Source organism: Longispora albida DSM 44784 (assembly GCF_000379825.1).
GTDB lineage: Bacteria > Actinomycetota > Actinomycetes > Mycobacteriales > Micromonosporaceae > Longispora > Longispora albida.
In genome coordinates this window covers 356,082-372,854 of sequence record NZ_KB903814.1, presented here as the reverse complement: position 1 = coordinate 372,854, position 16,773 = coordinate 356,082, and the positions used below count along the sequence as shown (strand labels likewise).

At 71.3% G+C, this 16,773-nt stretch carries 17 protein-coding genes; 9 read left to right on the top strand and 8 right to left on the bottom strand.

All coding sequences use genetic code 11. The features are described 5' to 3' along the window. Positions 1-89: 89 nt before the first annotated feature. A complete protein-coding gene (locus A3G1_RS33365; protein WP_018348548.1) occupies positions 90-365 on the bottom strand; it encodes a DUF3040 domain-containing protein in 276 nt (91 codons plus the stop codon). 302 nt (positions 366-667) lie between these two features. Here A3G1_RS33365 and A3G1_RS42280 point away from each other — a divergent pair, with 302 nt between their 5' ends. Next, complete coding sequence (locus A3G1_RS42280; protein ID WP_051110442.1) at positions 668-1,051, top strand: helix-turn-helix domain-containing protein; 384 nt, start codon at positions 668-670, stop codon at positions 1,049-1,051. Here A3G1_RS42280 and A3G1_RS0105905 read toward each other — a convergent pair. The 3 genes from A3G1_RS0105905 to A3G1_RS0105895 form a co-directional block, all read right to left on the bottom strand. Then, positions 1,048-1,671 carry an ATP-dependent Clp protease proteolytic subunit gene (locus A3G1_RS0105905; RefSeq protein WP_018348546.1) on the bottom strand — a complete coding sequence of 208 codons (624 nt, stop codon included), beginning with the start codon at positions 1,669-1,671 and terminating at the stop codon, positions 1,048-1,050. The two genes, A3G1_RS42280 and A3G1_RS0105905, sit on opposite strands and share 4 nt — an antisense overlap. A gap of 6 nt (positions 1,672-1,677) precedes the next feature. Then, positions 1,678-2,274 carry a ClpP family protease gene (locus A3G1_RS0105900; RefSeq protein ID WP_018348545.1) on the bottom strand — a complete coding sequence of 199 codons (597 nt, stop codon included), beginning with the start codon at positions 2,272-2,274 and terminating at the stop codon, positions 1,678-1,680. Between the two features lie 81 nt (positions 2,275-2,355). Further along, positions 2,356-3,369 (bottom strand): porin PorA family protein, encoded by a 1,014-nt coding sequence (locus A3G1_RS0105895; RefSeq protein ID WP_018348544.1) that lies wholly within the window; start codon positions 3,367-3,369, stop codon positions 2,356-2,358. Positions 3,370-3,674: 305 nt separating this feature from the next. Between A3G1_RS0105895 and lanKC the strand changes: the two genes are divergently transcribed. From lanKC to A3G1_RS0105875, 4 genes are all read left to right on the top strand, one after another. Beyond that, on the top strand, positions 3,675-6,269 hold the full coding sequence (lanKC, locus tag A3G1_RS0105890; RefSeq protein WP_018348543.1) for a class III lanthionine synthetase LanKC: 2,595 nt from the start codon (positions 3,675-3,677) through the stop codon (positions 6,267-6,269). A gap of 10 nt (positions 6,270-6,279) precedes the next feature. Then, positions 6,280-6,426 (top strand): SapB/AmfS family lanthipeptide, encoded by a 147-nt coding sequence (locus A3G1_RS40055; protein ID WP_018348542.1) that lies wholly within the window; start codon positions 6,280-6,282, stop codon positions 6,424-6,426. Between the two features lie 75 nt (positions 6,427-6,501). Further along, complete coding sequence (locus A3G1_RS0105880) at positions 6,502-8,127, top strand: ABC transporter ATP-binding protein (RefSeq protein WP_018348541.1); 1,626 nt, start codon at positions 6,502-6,504, stop codon at positions 8,125-8,127. Continuing rightward, positions 8,124-9,800, top strand: a complete 1,677-nt coding sequence (locus A3G1_RS0105875) for an ATP-binding cassette domain-containing protein (RefSeq protein ID WP_018348540.1) — start codon at positions 8,124-8,126, stop codon at positions 9,798-9,800. The genes A3G1_RS0105880 and A3G1_RS0105875 overlap by 4 nt, the downstream gene beginning before the upstream one ends. Here the strand turns inward: A3G1_RS0105875 and A3G1_RS0105870 are convergent. After that, positions 9,779-10,381 (bottom strand): response regulator transcription factor, encoded by a 603-nt coding sequence (locus tag A3G1_RS0105870; RefSeq protein WP_211216227.1) that lies wholly within the window; start codon positions 10,379-10,381, stop codon positions 9,779-9,781. The two genes, A3G1_RS0105875 and A3G1_RS0105870, sit on opposite strands and share 22 nt — an antisense overlap. Positions 10,382-10,557: 176 nt before the next feature. Between A3G1_RS0105870 and A3G1_RS0105865 the strand changes: the two genes are divergently transcribed. Further along, positions 10,558-11,622, top strand: coding sequence for a S66 family peptidase (locus tag A3G1_RS0105865; protein ID WP_018348538.1), 1,065 nt, complete (start codon positions 10,558-10,560; stop codon positions 11,620-11,622). A 234-nt stretch (positions 11,623-11,856) separates the two neighbouring features. After that, positions 11,857-12,402: a hypothetical protein gene (locus tag A3G1_RS0105860; protein ID WP_157640936.1), complete on the top strand. Its 546-nt coding sequence runs from the start codon at positions 11,857-11,859 to the stop codon at positions 12,400-12,402. A gap of 22 nt (positions 12,403-12,424) precedes the next feature. Here the strand turns inward: A3G1_RS0105860 and A3G1_RS0105855 are convergent, their stop codons facing one another. After that, positions 12,425-12,898 carry a carboxymuconolactone decarboxylase family protein gene (locus tag A3G1_RS0105855; RefSeq protein ID WP_018348536.1) on the bottom strand — a complete coding sequence of 158 codons (474 nt, stop codon included), beginning with the start codon at positions 12,896-12,898 and terminating at the stop codon, positions 12,425-12,427. A gap of 119 nt (positions 12,899-13,017) precedes the next feature. Then, positions 13,018-14,061: a methyltransferase gene (locus tag A3G1_RS0105850; RefSeq protein ID WP_018348535.1), complete on the bottom strand. Its 1,044-nt coding sequence runs from the start codon at positions 14,059-14,061 to the stop codon at positions 13,018-13,020. A gap of 109 nt (positions 14,062-14,170) precedes the next feature. On the opposite strand from A3G1_RS0105850, the gene A3G1_RS0105845 reads away from it, so the two are divergent. Together A3G1_RS0105845 and A3G1_RS0105840 are read left to right on the top strand one after the other, a co-directional pair. Beyond that, positions 14,171-15,187: a methyltransferase gene (locus A3G1_RS0105845; protein WP_157640935.1), complete on the top strand. Its 1,017-nt coding sequence runs from the start codon at positions 14,171-14,173 to the stop codon at positions 15,185-15,187. Between the two features lie 48 nt (positions 15,188-15,235). Then, positions 15,236-15,811, top strand: a complete 576-nt coding sequence (locus A3G1_RS0105840; RefSeq protein ID WP_018348533.1) for a DinB family protein — start codon at positions 15,236-15,238, stop codon at positions 15,809-15,811. Here A3G1_RS0105840 and A3G1_RS0105835 read toward each other — a convergent pair. Beyond that, positions 15,804-16,742, bottom strand: a complete 939-nt coding sequence (locus tag A3G1_RS0105835) for a phosphotransferase enzyme family protein (protein ID WP_018348532.1) — start codon at positions 16,740-16,742, stop codon at positions 15,804-15,806. The genes A3G1_RS0105840 and A3G1_RS0105835 overlap by 8 nt on opposite strands. Between the last annotated feature and the right edge of the window lie 31 nt (positions 16,743-16,773).

Below are 16,773 nucleotides of genomic sequence, written 5' to 3'. Positions count from 1 at the left end.
CGGGCGCGCCGGCCAGGCTGAGTCTGAGTCCCCAGGCACTCACCGCCGATGGGTCCACTATGGAGGCTGGCTGCCAGCGCCGAGGTCCCTCAGGCTCCGCTCGGCGGCCGGCCGGGCCGGTGCCGGAAGGTCCGCATCGTGACGGCGAACAGCACGCACAGGAGCGCCCCGGATCCCAGTGCCGCCTGCCAGCCGAAGGCCAGTCCCAGCGACGGCGTCGCCATCCACAACAGCAGGCACACGGCGACCAGGGATGGTGAAACCCGCCGGCGCCTGCGGCGCATCCGGGCTGCGAAGGCGGGATCGTCGTCTTCGAGCTGGCGTTCGATCGCGTCGAGCCGCCGCTGATCCTCGTGACCCAACATGGCGCGCACTCCGTGACTGGAGGAACGCGGGACCTGGCTGGCCTCACCAGTGGCATACCCAGCAGGTGGCTGTTTCATCCCGTGCCGCAGGCCGCCAGTGATCCGCCGTTTCCGGGTTCCGTGCGCCGTTACGAGGGGTTCCCATCCCGGCCTGGCCGGACGAACCGGGCAAGTGAGTATCGGGTACACCGGAAGCGATTTGCGATTTTCTTACATGGAGCGCTCCAGCCCCTGGACAGCGCCCTTGTCTGCCCGTAGCGAAGTCGGCTGTCTGGGCCTGGCCTCGTCGGTATAAAGGTCTCATGCTGAATCCGGCGGAGCGTGCTCGTCCTCAGGTCACACCGCGCCGTGTGCTGCTGCGCTCGGCGCTGGGCGACGAGCTGCGGCGCACCCGGCTCGAACAGGGCCGCACCCTGGCCGAGGTCGCGCGGCAGGCGCGGGTCTCCATGCCGTACCTGTCCGAGGTGGAGCGCGGTTTGAAGGAGGTCTCGTCAGAGGTCCTCGCTGCCCTGTGCGCGGCGCTCGGCGTCGAGCTGCCGGACCTGCTCGTCGCCGTCGCCTTCCAGCTCTCGGCGGCGAACAGTGTGGTCACGGCTGCTCCGGTGCGCCGGCTGACCTCGGGGCGCTTCGAGACGGCGGCGCCGCCGGCCCCCCGCCCCGGCGACGCCTACGCCCTGGCCGCCTAGCCTCCCGGTACTGCCTTCACCGAGGTGATGACGGCATCGGCCAGGCCGTACTCGACGGCTTCCGCGGCGCTGAACGTCTTGTGCCGGTCGATGTCGTGGTGGATCTTCTGCACCGGGTGGCCCGTGTGCCGGCTGAGGATGTCGTCCATCTCGGCCCGCACCCGGGACACCTCCTGTGCCCGGATCGCCAGGTCCGGCAGCGTTCCCTGGGCGACGTCGAAGGAACCCTCCTCGGTGGACGGCTGGTGCAGCACCACCTTGGCGTGCCTGAGTACCGCACGCTTGCCGGGTGTGCCCGCAGCCAGCAGCACGGCCGCAGCCGAGGACGCCTGACCGACGCACAACGTGGCGACGTCCGGCCGGACGTACTGCATGGCGTCGTAGATCGCGGTCAGCGCGCTGTAGGAGCCGCCCCGCGAGTTGATGTAGAACGCGATCTCCAGGTCGGCGCTCTCGGACTGCAGGTGCAGCAGTTGCGCGATGATCACGTTGGCGACGTCGTCGGTGATCTCCGTGCCGAGGAAGATGATCCGTTCCGACAGCAGCCGCGAGTAGATGTCGTAGGCGCGCTCGCCGCGCGAGGTCCGCTCGACGACGGTGGGAATGGTGTACTGGCCCATGACGCCCTACACCCCCATCCGGTGCTTGACCGTGCCGGGGCGGATGTCGTCGATGCTCTCGACGAGGTGGTCGACCATCCCGTATTCGAGCGCCTCCTGGGCGTTGAACCAGCGGTCCCGCAGCCCGTCCTGCTTGATCGTCGCGACCGGCTGCCCGGTGTGCCCGGCGGTCAGCGTGCTCATCACGGTGCTGATCCGCTCCAGCTGGCTGGCGTAGATCTCCACGTCGGCGGCGGTACCGCCCAGGCCTGCGGATCCCTGGTGCATGAGGATCTGCGCGTTGGGCAGGGCGTACCGCTTGCCCGGCGTCCCCGCGCACAGCAGGAACTGCGCCATGCTCCCGGCCAGTCCCATCGCCACGGTGGTCACGTCGTTGGGGATGAGCTGCATCATGTCGTAGATCGCCAGCCCCGCGAGTACCGATCCGCCTCGCGAGTTGAGGAACAGCGCGACGTCGCGGCGCGGGTCCTCCGCGGACAGTGCCAGGAGCTGTGCGCAGATCCGGTTGGCGACCGGGTCCTCGACATCGGATCCGAGCACGATGATCCGTTCGTGTAGCAGCCTCTTACTGAGTTCGTCGTCCAGTGTGGCGGTGGTGTCCATGTCCGGGCTCCCGTTCCCTCGGCCTGTTCGCCTCCCACGATCTGGCCCGGCGGCACCGGATACCAAGGCAATCTGCTGTTGTTACTCCGTGCGACGGCGTCCCATGATGCCGGCGGCAGCCGCGGCGGCGAGTGCGACCAGCCCGGCGACCAGCAGGCCCAGCGGCAGGGTCTTGCCGTAGGTGTTGAGGCTGTCGCGCTTGTCCGTGGCGTCCTTGGCTGCGGCGGTGACGCTCGCGTCGGTGAACTTGGTGCTCACCTCGTAGATCGGCACGGCGAGCGAGCCGCCGATGACCACCTTGCGGATCTCGGTCCGCTCGGTGTCGACGACCAGCCCGGTGGCGGGCTCGACCCAGTAGGACGACTTGACCTCGTAGGTGTAGCTGAGCGGCACCGGGTCACCGAGGGCCGGGAGCGCCTGGCTGAGCTGTCCCTTCGCGGAGTCCGGGATGGGCAGCTTCGGGGCCAGCGCGGCCAGCGCCTTGGCCGGCAGGGCCTTGGGCAGGGCCGCGAGCACCTGCTCGTCCTTGATCGGGGCCGCAGCGGAGGTGGCCTCGTAGACGTAGGACGAGACGCCGCCCTTGGTCTCCTCGCGGACGAACTTCACCGCGGTGGTCGTCTTGGTCTCGTTCAGCCAGGCGGTGTATTCCTTCTTCTCCGCGCCGATCGACCAGCTGACGGTGAGGCCCTGGTGGTCGGTGACCGTCCAGCCGGCGGGCTTCTTGCCGGCCTTCTCCAGGGTCTTGCGGTCGACAGCGTAGGTGGTGTCGCTCTTGCCGAGTTCCTGGCCGGTGGGGCCCTTCAGGCTCCGCAGGTCGGAGACCTTCGCGGCGTCGCCGTCGGTGGCCTGCACCTTGACCGTACGCTCAGCGGTGACCGGCACGTTGCTCAGCAGCGCGTTGGCGAGGTCGCCGGCCGCCACAGCCTGAGGATTCAGCAGGTACTTGGCGGTGCCGCTGAACTGCCGGGTCGTGTTGGTGTCCTCGGGCAGCTGCTTGCTTCCGGGCACCACCACCCAGTTCAGGACGGCCGCCGAGGCCACCAGCAGCGCGCCCAGTGCCGCGAGCGGGATGACGACTTTGCTGCTCTTTCCCACTACTGCCCCTAGCTGTCGTGTTTAGATAGATAATCTTGACGATACTAGCGAGTAGGTAATGGGCGTCACATCACCCGGACGGTTCTTGCGGGAGCTGGGGTCGGTGAAGTAAGGGAGTGGGGTCCGAAGGCGGCGGTTTCTACCCAGCCGGCCACCTGCGCCAAACCTCTTTCCGGCCATGAAAAGCCCATGAAAATCCAATGAGGACTTCACGGCCGAAGCATGACGTCACGCACTATCTCCCCTCCAGCCGTACCCGGATAGTGGATTGCGGCAGCAGTGTCGGCGGGAAACGAGGGCTGGGCATGGACGACCGGTATGAGGCATTCAGCATGGCGGATCCGTCGTTCTACGACGCCATGCACTCGGAGGCCACTGCCGGATCCTCGTTCCCCGTCGCCGATCGCGCGCTGCCGGACGGCTGGTACCGGCACGAGCAGGACGACTGGCTGGTGTTCCGCCCCCAGCGGGGCCGGCGGCTGCCGGAGCAGGGCTGGAAGATCCACGCCTCGGCCGCGCTGGGCAGCGCCGATCAGGTACTCGACGCGGTGTGGGACTACTGCGTGCCGCGCGGGATCGGCTTCAAGTTCCTGCGGTCGGCGGGCGCGCTGACGGCCCGGCTGTCGAAGTACGCGCCGCGCGGGTTCAGCGGGAAACTCGTCACCATCTACCCGGCCGATGACGCCGGGTGCGAGACGATCCTGACCGAGCTTGGCAGGATTCTCGATGGCGTGCCCAACCCGTACATCCTCACGGATCTGCGGTGGGGGAGCGGGCCGTTGCACGTGCGCTACGGGGCCTTCGTCAATCGGTACACTGTGGACGAAGCTACCGGCGAGGTCGTCGGCGCGATCGCTGATCCCGACGGCAATCTCGTGCCCGATCGGCGTGACCCGGTGTTCCAGACGCCGCCGTGGGTGACACTGCCCGAGTTTCTCGCCCCGCACCTGGCTGCCCGCGCGGCGGTGACAGTCGCCGATCTGCCGTACACGATCGATGGTGTTCTGCATTTCTCCAACGGCGGCGGGATCTACACCGGCGAGGACACCAGGACGGGGGAGCGGGTGGTCCTCAAGGAGGGCCGGCCGCACGCCGGGCTGGACGCGTGGGGACAGGACGCGGTGCGGCGGGTGGAGGCCGAGTTCGCGATGCTGCGCCGGCTGGAGGGCATTCCCGGCATTCCGCGCGCTCATGACCTCCTGACCGTCGGCGAGCACTGTTTCCTGGTGATGGACCACGTGGGCGGGCAGGTGCTCAGCGCGGCGCTCGTCAGCCGCTATCCGCTGGCCGATCCGCTGGCAGGCCCGGACGATTTCGACGCCTACACCACCTGGGCGATGGACATCCACCGTCAGGTGGCCAGCGTGATCGCCGCCGTGCACGAGCGCGGCGTGGTCTATGGCGACCTGCACCTGTTCAACGTCATGGTCGGCGACGACGGCGGGGTGACTCTGCTGGATTTCGAGGTCGCCTCGCCGGTCGAGGAGGCCAAGCGGGCGGGCCTCGGCAACCAGGGCTTCTCGGCTCCGCGCGCCATGACCGGCTTCGATGTGGACCTGTATTCTCTCGCCTGCCTGCGCCTGGCGTTGTTCCTGCCGATGACCAACCTGCTGTGGCTGCACCGGCTCAAGGCCCGGCACTACGCCGAGATCATTCAAGAGCATTTTCCTGTACCTGCTGCCTTCCTCACTCCTGCCGTCGACCTGATCGCCCCGCCGGAGGTCACGGCCGGCCCGAGTCCGCGCATCGAACCGGACCCGGCGGGCTGGCCGCAGCTCCGTGACGACCTGGCCCGCGCGATCGTCGCCAGTGCCACGCCCGGCCGTGACGACCGGCTGTTCCCCGGCGACCCGGAGCAGTTCGAGGTCGGCGGGCTGGGCCTGGCGCACGGCGCGTCCGGTGTCCTGTACGCGCTGGCGGCCACCGGGGCCGGCCGGTACCCGCAGTTCGAGGAATGGCTGCTGAAACGGGTCGCGAACCCGCGCGCCGGCACCCGCCTAGGCCTGTACGACGGCCTGCACGGCGCGGCGTTCACGCTCTGCGAGCTCGGGTACCGGCAGGAGGCCCTCGACGCCGTCGACGTGTTCCTCCGCGAGAACTGGGAGGCGCTCGGCCCCGACCTGTCCGGTGGCCTGGCCGGCGCGGGCCTGAACCTGCTGTACCTGGCTGGCCAGACCGGCGACCCCAGGCTACGGGCTGCCGCGCACCGTGCGGCCGAGCTGGTCGCCGCGCACAACGACCGCGACACGGGCGGCACGACGAGCGGCGGCCGGGAGCCGTACGCCGGGCTGATGCGCGGTGGCGCCGGCCGGGCACTGCTGCTCCTGCGCACTTACGACGACACGGGCGACTCCGGGTACCTCGACCAGGCCGCCGTGGCGCTCCGGGCTGACCTGCGCCGGTGCCGCGTGCGGGACAACGGCGTGCTGGAGGTCGACGAGGGCTGGCGGACCATGCCGTACCTCGACGTCGGCAGCATCGGGATCGGCTTGGTGCTCGGCGAGTACCTGGCGCGCCGGCCCGACGAGCAGTTCGCGGAGGCCAGCCGGGGTATCGAGCTGGCGGCCAGCTCGCCGATGTACATCCTGCCGGGGCTGTTCTCCGGCCGGGCCGGCGTCCTGCACTACCTCGCGGCGCGGCCGGGCGACCGGCTCGCCGACCCGCTCGTCCGGCGGCAGGTACGCGGGCTGGCCTGGCACGCGCTGCCCTACGGCGGGGGCATGGCCTTCCCCGGTACCGGGCTGCTGCGGTTGTCGATGGATCTGGCCACCGGTACGGCTGGCGTGCTGCTCGCGCTGGGCACGGTACTGCACGACGAGCCGGTGGCGGCTCCGTTCCTCGGGCCGGTACCGGCCCCACAGGCTCCCGCGCCGTCCGGTGCGGGCTCACCACACAACTAGGGAGTACGAGATGGCACTTCTTGACCTGCAGGGCATGCAGACCCCGCCGCAGACCCGCGGTGGCGGCAGCAGCACCAGCGGCCACAGCTGCCCGAGCAACCTGAGCGTCACCCTGTGCGGTGGCTCCAGCGGCCTCAGCGTGCTGATCTGCCACTAGTACCTGCGGTGTGCTGACAGCGGCCCCGGACGATTCACGCTCGTCCGGGGCCGCTGCCGTAACAGAGGAGTCTATGTGACCGGCATCGGCGAGATCGCGCGTCGCGGCGGCGGCTGGCTGCCCCTGATCGCCCTCACCTCGCTGGGCGGGTCGGCGGCGGGCCTGGCGTTGCCCGCCGTGCTCGGCCGGGCCGTCGACGCCATGGCCAGCGGCACCGGTACCCGGGTCTGGCTGGCCTGGGCAGCCGCGCTCGTCGCCGTCAGCGTCGCCTGCGACCTCGCCGGTACGTACTCCTCCACCGCCTGTGTCGCGAGCACGACCGCCTGGCTGCGGGGCCGGCTCCTGTCGCACCTGCTCGACGTCGAACCGGAACGCTGCCGGGCGTTCGCGGCCGGGGACCTGGTCACGCGGGTGTCGGGCAACGCGGCCACCGCCGCGCAGGCCGGGCCTAGCCTGATGGTGCTGGGCGCGGCCGTCCTGCCGCCGGTCGGCAGCCTGGGCCTGCTCGCTGTCCTCGATCCGTGGCTGGCCGTCGCGTTCCTCGCCGGGCTGGGCCTGGTGGCACTCGTGCTGCGGACGTTCAGCCAGCGGACAGCGGAAGCGGCCAGCCGGTACCTGACGGTGCAGGGCCACATCGCCGGACGGCTCGCCGAGGCGCTGGCCGGCATCCGCACGATCGCCGCCTCCGGTACCGCCGAGCTGGAAGAACGGCGGATCCTGCGGCCACTGCCCGAGCTGCACGAGCACGGCACCCGAGTGTGGCGCGTCCTGGCCCGTACCGGAGCGCAGGGCACCATCGCCGGCCCGCTCGTCCTCGTCGCCGTCCTCGCGACCGGCGGACTGTCCCTGGTGGACGGCCGGATCACGCCAGGGGAACTCTTCGCGGCCGGCCAGTACGCGGCCCAGGGTGCCGGGCTGGGCGGGCTCACGGGGCTGCTCGGCGCGTTCGCCAGGGCCAGGGCCGGCGCGGCCAGGGCCGGTGAGATCACAGCCCTCCCGCCCGTCCGGTACGGGGACCGGGTGCTGCCAGCGGGTACAGGAAGATTGGTTTTCCGTGGGGTGAGCGTGCCGGGACTGCGCATCGACCTGGAACTGCCCGGCGGCCTGGCCGTGGCCGTCGTCGGCAGATCCGGCGCCGGGAAATCGGCCCTGGCGGCACTCGCCGCGCGGCTGCGCGACCCCCACTCCGGCGAGATCCTGCTGGACGGCGTGCCGCTTGCCGAACTGAGCCGGGCCGAGCTGCGGTCACGGATCGGCTGCGCCTTCGAACGCCCGGTGCTCGTCGGGGACACCATCGCGGACGCGATCGGCATGGGCCGCCCGTCGTTCCGCGCCGCAGCGGAAGCCACCCGTGCGCACGACTTCATCACGCGGCTCCCGGAGGGCTACGGCACGGCGCTCGCGGACGCGCCCATGTCCGGCGGTGAGGCGCAGCGGCTCGGCCTGGCCCGGGCCTGGCACGCCGACCGGCTCCTCGTCCTCGACGACGCGACGTCCAGCCTGGACACCGTGACCGAGATGCGCATCAGCCGCACCCTCACCGAGGACCACGGCCACCGGACCAGGCTCATCGTCACGCACCGGGTCTCGACAGCCGCCCGCGCCGACCTGGTCGTCTGGCTGGACGGCGGCCGCGTCAGGAAAGCCGGCCCGCACGTGGTGCTGTGGGCAGATCCCGAGTACCGCGCGGTGTACGGATGAGACGCGAACTGGCCTGCGCCGCCCGGTCACTACGCCGCCGCCCGGCCGCGGCGTTCCTGGGCTGGTCGATCCCGGAGGCACTGCCTGCCGCCCTCTCGGGGCTGGCGATCGCCCGCGCCGTCGACGACGGCTTCCTCGCAGGCGAACCGCTGACCGGGCTCGCCTGGCTCGGTGCGCTGCTGGCGGCCTGCGGGATCGGCGCGCTCGGCGCCCGCCAGGTGTACCGGCGCCTCGGCGAACTCGTCGAGCCCTTCCGCGACCAGCTCGTCCGGCACGTCGTCGGCGGAGCACTACGACGAGGATCGGCAGGGCACCCGGAGGACGGCGCGGTAGCCAGGCTCACGCACCAGGTCGAGATCGTCCGGGACACCTACGCGGGGATCATCGTCGTGCTCCGTGGCTTCGTGGTCACCGTACTCGGAGCGCTGGCCGGACTCGCGTCCCTCGCCCCTGGCATCCTGCTGCTGGTCGTTCCGCCGTTCCTGCTCGGCCTGGGCCTGTTCGCGGTGACGCTGAACCTGGCTGCCGCCCGGCAGCGGGCCTATGTGGAATCCGATGAGCGGCTCTCTGTCGTGGCGGGCCGCGTCATCGCCGGTGCCCGCGACATCGCCGGCTGCGGCGGCCAGGACCACGCCCGCGCGCTCACCGCCGGGCCGATCGCCCGGCAGGCAGCCGCCGAACGGGCGCTGGCGAAGGTGGCCGCGCTCCGCACGCTCTGCTTCGCCGTGGGCGGCTGGGGTCCGCTGCTCGCCCTGCTGCTCGGCGGTCCGTGGCTGGCCGGTCAGGGCCTCACGACGGGTGCGATCCTCGGCGGGCTCACGTATGTCCTCACTGGACTCCAGCCCGCCCTCGGCGCGCTCGTGCACGGCCTCGGCGGCGGTGGCCTGCGCTTCGTCGTCACCCTGGCGCGGATCCTCGACACCTCAGCCGCCGCACCCACGCCACCACGCAGCACGCCTGAGAGTGATGGCTACGCCGTATCGCTTCGAGGTCTCACGTTCCGCTACGGCCCGCACTCCGAGCCTGTCCTCCGCGACCTCACCCTCGACCTGCCCGAAGGTGAGTACCTGGCGGTGGTGGGCGCCAGCGGAGCCGGGAAGTCCACACTGGCCGGTCTGCTCTGCGGCATGCTGGAGCCACAACACGGCACGGTAACCCGCCTGCCAGCAGGCATGCGCGTGCTGATCCCCCAGGAGGCGTACGTCTTCAGCGACACCGTCAGAGCAAATCTCTGTTACCTGCGCCCGGACGCGATCGACGCCGAACTCCTGACCGCGGCGCGCGCCGTCGGAGCCGCAGACCTCGTGGCCCGCCTCGGCGGCCTCACCGGGCACGTCACCCCGGCGGAGCTGTCAGCGGGAGAACGCCAGCTGCTCGCCCTCACCCGCGCCTACCTCGCCGGCGCGCCCCTCGTCGTCCTCGACGAAGCCACCTGCCACCTCGACCCCGTAGCCGAACGGCACGCCGAGGCGGCCTTCGCGGCCCGGGGCGGGACCCTCGTCGTGATCGCGCACCGGATGAGCTCGGCACTGCGAGCCCGCAGAGTGCTCGTCCTCGACGGCTCGACGGCCGTGGCAGGCACACACGACACGCTCGTGGCCACCTCGCCCCTGTACCGCGAACTCCTCGGCCACTGGCACGCGGGCGCCGATCAGACCCAGCCGGCGTCCTGAGCGATCCGGATAGCCTCGATCCGGTTGCGCCCGCCGATCTTCGCCACGGCGCTGGACAGGTAGTTGCGGACCGTACCGGTGCTGAGGAACAACTCGGCCGCGATCTCCCGCGCCGGTGACCCGTCGATCGCCTTACGGAGTACCTGGCGCTCACGGTCGGTGAGGGGATTGCTGTCCGCCGACAGCGCGGCCACCGCGAACTCGATGTCGAGTACCGGCCGGCCGGCCGCGAGTTCCCGGATGCTGTCCACGAGCTGCCGGGGCGAGGCGTCCGTGGCCAGCAGGCCCACCCGCGGGGCCATCCGCGTCAGGTTGCCGGCGACACCCGGGCCGGTCCGCCGGTCCACCAGGACGAGGATCCCGGACTCGGGCAGCGCCACGCACAGCGTCTCGCACAGGCCGTCGACGTCGACAGAGCCCGGCAGCGCGACATCGAGCACCACCACACCGGGCCGCTGGGCGAGAGCCACCGCCAGGACCTCGTCGGTCAGGCCGGCCTCGGCGACGACCACCAGGTCCTCCTCGCCGCCGACCACAGTACCGAGAGCGCCGCGCCAGAGCGTCTGTTCATGTCCGAGCACGGTGCGAATCAACGGTTCTCCTCTGTGGCAACCCCCGCAACCCGGCTCCCCCGAGCCCCAGGGTAACCACGCCATAGCTGGCCGTCGATTGTCGTCTATCCGACGGCGTGACCAGGTATAAAGCCCGGCTACGGCGCTCGCCTGGATGCCGGAGGCGGTCACTACTGTGTGCGGGCATGGTTACCGAATCGCCCAGCGCGCGCGTCTACCCGCCCAAGCCGAAGCCCGGCGACCGGGTGGCGATCGTGTCGCCATCGACCGGCCGGCTGCCGCACACCTTCCCGCACGTCCACGAGCTGGGTATCGCCCGGCTGCGGGACGAGCTGGGGCTGGTGCCGGTGGAGTACCCGACGACGCGGGATCCGCACGCCTCACCCGCCGACCGGGCGCGGGACCTGCACGCCGCGTTCGCCGACCCGGAGATCACGGCGATCCTGTCGGTGATCGGCGGCGACGACCAGATCACCGTCCTCAAGCACCTCGACGCCGGCCTGCTGCGCGCGAATCCGAAACCCTTCTTCGGGTACTCCGACAACACGAACCTGCTCGCGTTCCTGTGGCAGGCCGGCGTCGTCGGGTTCCACGGTGGCTCGATCATGGTGCACCTGGGCCGGGGCGGGGCGACGCACCCGGTCAGCATGGCCTCGCTGCGCGCGGCGCTGTTCGAGCCGGGCTGGTACGAGCTGCCCGAGCCCGCCGCGTTCTCCGACCAGCCGGGGAGCTGGGCTGACGTCGCAGCCCTTGGTACCGAACCGGTTGCGCGCCCCTCGGCGGGCTGGAGCTGGCACCAGCCGGCGGACCGGGTGATCGAGGCCCCGGCGTGGGGCGGCTGCCTGGAGATCGTCGCCTGGCTGGCGATGGCGGACGTGGCGATGCCCGCGCCGGGCGACGTGGACGGGCACGTCCTGTTCCTGGAGACCAGTGAGGAGATGCCGGGCGCCGGCGAGGTGTTCCGCACGCTCCGTAACCTCGGGGAGCGCGGCCTGCTCGGCCGGTTCTCCGCGCTCCTGATGGGCCGCCCGAAGGCCTGGCACATCCGGAACCAGACGACCCTCGCCGAGCGGGAGAGCTTCGCCGCCGAGCAGCGCGGCGCGGTCCTGGAGGCGATGGCGGCGTACAACCCGGACGCGACGATCGTCTTCGACCTGGACCTCGGGCACACCGACCCTCAGGTGATCATCCCGTTCGGCGGGCTGGTCCGGATCGACGGCCAGGCCCGCACCATCGCCGTCCAGTACTAGTGGTGTGACCAGCGGCGTGCCTGACGGATGCCGTCAGGCACGCTCTAGATTTCCCAGTGCCGCCCGGAGCTTCACGATGGACTCCTCTCCACGCCCCGCAGCTCACGCCGGATCCGGTTCGCCGCCCCGCCCCGCTGCCCCATGGCCGCGACCAGCACCCGGCCGCCGGTGACGGACCACTCCTCCCGGGACGGCAGCCTCCCACGGCGGGCTCGGCCGTGAGGTACTGGGAGCGTGAGTAGTCCGAAGGGGTGGGCCGCCGGCTCGGTCATGCTGGCCGCGTGCTGTGGCGGCGGGGTGCTGCTGCTCGTACTCTGCGCCGCCTTCTTCGAGGCCAGGGAGGTGCTGGTGCCCTGGTACGCCCGTCAGGCCAGTGAACTGGCCAGCGGCCGACCGCTGGCGATGGCCGTCGCCGGCTGGGCGGTGTGGGCCACGGCGCTGGTCCTGGCGACGGCCGCGACCCTGCGCCCCTGGTGGTTCGCGGCCCCGGCGGTGGTGGCGTGCCTGTTCGCCCTGATGTTCATGGACATCCGCCACCGGGGCGGCACGCACGAGCCCTGGATGGCTGACCTGCTGGCCAGCATCCCCGGCGGCGGCGCGTTCCGCAGTGGCACGGTCCGTGGCGGCTGGGGCGCGTTCCTGACCCTGCTTGTCTGGCTGATCGCGCACACGGGCGTGACGAAGGCCCGTCCCAGCCGGGTGTGGCTGTGGCAGCTCGTCAGGCTGGGCGCCCCGCTGACCATGCTGCCCGCCTTGGCCTGGGCGCTGGTGGCCCGCTGAACGGGCCACCAGTACTGGCGGCTCAGTGGAGCATGCCGACCTCGTAGCCGCCGGCTGGCTGCTGGGTGATGATGTTCAGCCGGTTGACGGCGTTCATGAGTGAGATCAGGATGACCAGCGCAGTGAGCTGGTCATCCTCGTAGTGCTTCGCCGCGTTCGCCCAGACCTCGCCGGAGACCCCGCCGGCGCCGTCGGCGACGCGGGTACCCTGTTCGGTCAGCTCAAGGGCCGCGCGCTCGGCGTCGGTGAAGACCGTGGCCTCCCGCCACGCCGCGACCAGGTTCAGCCGCAGCGCGGTCTCACCGGCCGCAGCCGCCTCCTTGGAATGCATGTCGAGGCAGACGGCGCAGCCGTTGATCTGGCTGGCGCGGATCTTCACGAGTTCCTGGGTGGCGAGTGGCAGGCCCGAGTCCGTGAGGGCCTTGCCCGCAGCCAGGAGGTGCTTGAAGACCTTGCCGGTGGCCGGGCTGGCGAAGAGGTTGAGCCGGGCTTCCATGATGTGCTCCGTCCCGTTGCGGTGTTGGCTACACACCCGAGACGAGACAGCCCCGCCAGCCCGTGACATGCCCCTGCTGTGACGCCCGTCTCCACGGGCGGCCAGCAGCTGGCGGCAGCTCAGGCGCGGGTCGCCGTCACGATGCCGTGCGGGGTCCACGCGGAGCAGTCGATGAACTCGGCCTGGTCGAAGCCGGCTTCCTTCGCCCAGCCCAGGTACCGGCCCGAGGGGTAGATCATGCCGCCCTCCGCCGGGATCGCCGCGAAGTAGACGCTGTCGAGCGCGGCCATCACCGGCCCGGTACCGTCGTCGGCCGACATGGAGCTGAAGATGACCACCTGGCCGGCCGGCGGGAGCGCGGCGTGGGCCTTGCGCAGCAGCGCGACGTTCTCCTCCGGCGTCCAGATGACCAGCTGGTGGCTGAACAGCACCAGGTCGTGCCCGCCGGGGAAGGGATCTGTGTGCATGTCGGCGGCGTGGACGTGGACCTTCCCGGTGAGGCCGGCCTCGGCGATCTGCCTGCGCGGCACGTCCAGGTTCTCCGGCAGGTCCAGGACGGTCACTTCCAGATGCGGGTACGCCTCGACGAGCGCGAGCGCGTTGACCGCGTCGCCGCCGCCGACGTCGAGTACCCGGCGGACGCCGCTGAAGTCCACCCGCTCGACCAGCGAACGGTTCGCCAGCTCCGACCACGAGCGCATGTACCGGTAGAACACCCCGCTCAGGAACGGGTCCTCGGCGAGCCGCCGGTAGAGCCCTTCGCCCTGCCCCGGTACTCGGCGCAGGCCCACGTTCGTGTTCGCGCGCAGGGACTCGGTGTAGTCGGCCTGGCCGGCGTAGACGACGTACTGCTCGAAGCCGACCACGTGACCGAAGCGCTCCCAGTCCCCGGCCGCGAACAGGTCTTCCAGGACACCGGCGTTGCGGTACCCTCCGCCGTCCACAGTGGTCAGCCGCAGGCTCGTCGTACCGAGCAGCAGCGTGTCGCACGCCCGCTCGGCCAGCCCGAGCCGGTGCCCGATCGCGTCGGCGGTCAGGCCGGGCTCGGCGTGCAGCAGGTCGAAGAGACCGAGCTCGCACCCGGCCCGCAGCTGCTGGAAGGCGGCGGCACCGAACAGCAGCAGGGTGAGGTCGTCAGAGGTCAGCGGGGTTTCGTTGTGCACGACGGGGTTCCTTTTCTCCACAGTGGAATCCGCCGCGACGCGGATACGTGTCGATGTGGCAAGGTAGTCGCGTGATCGGATGGGGTCAATGGAGGATGCGAGAATCCGGATGAATGAGCAACTTGGCCATGCTGTCGCCCTGCGCCGGCTCCTCTATGGACACCTCGTCTCCCGCGCCGTGTGCACAGCGGCTGAACTGCGGCTGCCGGAGCTGCTCGCCGGCGGGCCGCTCAGCGTCGGGGAACTGGCCAGGCGCTGCGGCGCGGCCCCGGAGCCGCTCGGCCGCGTGCTCCGGCTCCTCGAGCAGTACGGGCTGTTCAGCCGGTGCCCGGAAGGCTACGGGCGGACCGCGCTCGGTGCCGCGCTCGCGGAGGACGCACCCGGCTCGGCCCGGCCGACCGCGATGATCCTCGGTGCCGAGTTCGGTGACTCCTTCAACGCGCTCACGAGCACCGTCCGGCACGGCAGGGCCGCGTTCGACGAGCTGCACGGCCTGCCGCTGTTCGACTATCTCGCCAAGAACTCCGAGGCGGCCGGGGCCCTGCACGCCTCCCAGAGTTCCGGCATCGCCCTGGCCGCCGCAGACCTGCTCGACGTGGTCGAGACCGAGCCCGGACAGACCATCGTGGACGTCGGTGGCGGCCACGGGAGCCTGCTCGAAGCGTTCCTCACCGCCCGGACCGGGCTGAGCGGCATCCTGTACGACCTGCCGGAGGTCACTCTCGAAGCCGCCGACCGGCTCGCCGGGCTGGGCGAGCGCTGCGCGACGATCGGCGGCGACTTCTTCGTCTCCGTACCCGAGGGCGATCTGCACCTGCTGCGCTACGTCCTGCACGACTGGGACGAGCACGACGCGCTGGCGATCCTCCGGTCCTGCCGCGCGGCGATGCGGCCGGGCGGGCGGCTGCTGGTCGTCGAGCACGTCCTCGACCTGCCGGAGGCCGACGCCGAGCACAACCGGGTCGCCGCGCTGTTCGACGTGTACATGATGCTCGTGACGACCGGCGGGCGGGAGCGGACACTGCCGGAGTTCGAGGCCCTGCTCGCGGCCGCTGACCTGCGGCTGGCCCGGGTCGTGCCGCTGCCCACCACCGGCATGAGCCTGCTGGAGGCGGTGTCGGCGTAGGAGTCCGGGGGACGGCGGCCAGCGCGGCGCCGCGGCAGACTACGCCGCATGATCGACGACCCAGCCAAGGAGTACCTGCACCGCGAACTGCGCAAGGTGCGCGCGGTGCTGGTGTGGAAGCTCGACGGGCTGCCGGAGTACGACATCCGCCGGCCGCTGACGGCCACCGGCACGAATCTGCTCGGGCTGGTCAAGCACCGGGCGTATTCGGACGCGCGGTACTTCGGTGAGGTCTTCGGGCGGCCTTTCGGCGGGCCGGTTCCCCGGTGGGACGCGCCGGGCGCCTGGGAGGGCGAGCACTGGGCGGCCGAGGACGAGTCCCGTGCGGACATCCTGGAGCTGCACCGGCTGGTCTGTGAGCACGCGGACGCGACGATCACCGGGCTGCCCGCCGACGCCCCAGGGCATGTGCCGTGGTGGCCCCGGCCAGAGGTCCAGCTCTTCACCATCCTGGTCCACAGCCTCGGCGACACGACCCGGCACGCGGGGCACGCCGACATCCTGCGCGAGCAGCTCGACGGGCGGACGGGGACGACGGCCGAGTACGAGAAGCCGATCGAAGCCGCCGCCCGCGAGTCCCACTGGCGGAAGCTGGAGGAAGCCGCCCGAGGCTGGGCTAGCTGAGGTACCGGGTCAGGTATGTCAGGGTTGCCCTGGTGTCCTCGGTGTCCGTGTGCGGGGCGCGCAGCTCGGTGGCGTAGATGGCGATGTCGGCGAGGTCCCACCACTGGCGGTAGAGGGCGAGGGCTGACGGGCCGGGCTCGTGGCCGGTGATCGCGGTGTACGCGGCGTGGTCGCCGTCGACCATCCACAGGTCACGTTCGCGCGGGGCGAGCTGGACCGTGTCCCAGTCGATGAGGTGGAAGCCGTCCGTGCCCCGGATCAGGTTGCCCGGGTGCGGTTCGCCGTGCGTGACGACCCAGCCGGCCGACCCGGCCCTGACCTCCGCCACGAGCCGGTCAAAGGTCCCGAGCCAGTCCCGGACCTTCTCCGCCGACCCGGCGAGCAGTGCCCGCGCGTCCTCGGAGTACACGCCGCCGGTCCACGGGGTGCCTGCCGAGGCCAGGGCGTCTTCGAGGCCGGCCCGGCCGGGAAGAACCAGGTCGGCCCGGGGTACGCCGGCCGGGGCGTGCGGCGTGGCTTCGTGCAACTCGGCTAGGAGGCGCAGCACCGGCTCACGGTCGGCCGGCGCGTGACGGCCGAATCGCCCGGCGGTACCGGGCACCAGCGGGAACACCGAGAGCGCGTAGCGATCGCCCAGCGGTACGGCTGTCGTGCCGTCGGCGGCCAGCACGGGTGCGACCACGAACCCGAGGCCCGCGTCGTGGCGCAGCGCGTGTGCCGTGCCGAACGCCGCCCGGAGCTGCCCGAGGCTGCTGCGGCTCAGGTCGCTGACGGTGACGAACCATGCGCGGCCGTCGTCGCCCGTCGCTGACCAGTGATAGCCGCCGGCGCCCACCGGCAGGTACACCATCGATGGGTTGGTGATGCCCCATCCAGCGGTGAGTGCCTGGCGGACGTCGGAGTCGCTGATGCCCTGGGGCTTGTCCATCATGGCCCGGAATTATGCCTGGTCAGCGGCAGTG

Excerpts from the sequence above, each read along its gene's own strand:
- A3G1_RS33365 (WP_018348548.1), bottom strand. The coding sequence starts at position 365 with ATGTTGGGTCACGAGGATCAGCGGCGGCTCGACGCGATCGAACGCCAG.
- A3G1_RS42280 (WP_051110442.1), top strand. The coding sequence starts at position 668 with ATGCTGAATCCGGCGGAGCGTGCTCGTCCTCAGGTCACACCGCGCCGT.
- A3G1_RS0105905 (WP_018348546.1), bottom strand. The coding sequence starts at position 1,671 with ATGGGCCAGTACACCATTCCCACCGTCGTCGAGCGGACCTCGCGCGGC.
- A3G1_RS0105900 (WP_018348545.1), bottom strand. The coding sequence starts at position 2,274 with ATGGACACCACCGCCACACTGGACGACGAACTCAGTAAGAGGCTGCTA.
- lanKC (WP_018348543.1), top strand. The coding sequence starts at position 3,675 with ATGGACGACCGGTATGAGGCATTCAGCATGGCGGATCCGTCGTTCTAC.
- A3G1_RS40055 (WP_018348542.1), top strand. The coding sequence starts at position 6,280 with ATGGCACTTCTTGACCTGCAGGGCATGCAGACCCCGCCGCAGACCCGC.
- A3G1_RS0105875 (WP_018348540.1), top strand. The coding sequence starts at position 8,124 with ATGAGACGCGAACTGGCCTGCGCCGCCCGGTCACTACGCCGCCGCCCG.
- A3G1_RS0105865 (WP_018348538.1), top strand. The coding sequence starts at position 10,558 with ATGGTTACCGAATCGCCCAGCGCGCGCGTCTACCCGCCCAAGCCGAAG.
- A3G1_RS0105855 (WP_018348536.1), bottom strand. The coding sequence starts at position 12,898 with ATGGAAGCCCGGCTCAACCTCTTCGCCAGCCCGGCCACCGGCAAGGTC.
- A3G1_RS0105845 (WP_157640935.1), top strand. The coding sequence starts at position 14,171 with ATGAATGAGCAACTTGGCCATGCTGTCGCCCTGCGCCGGCTCCTCTAT.
- A3G1_RS0105840 (WP_018348533.1), top strand. The coding sequence starts at position 15,236 with ATGATCGACGACCCAGCCAAGGAGTACCTGCACCGCGAACTGCGCAAG.
- A3G1_RS0105835 (WP_018348532.1), bottom strand. The coding sequence starts at position 16,742 with ATGATGGACAAGCCCCAGGGCATCAGCGACTCCGACGTCCGCCAGGCA.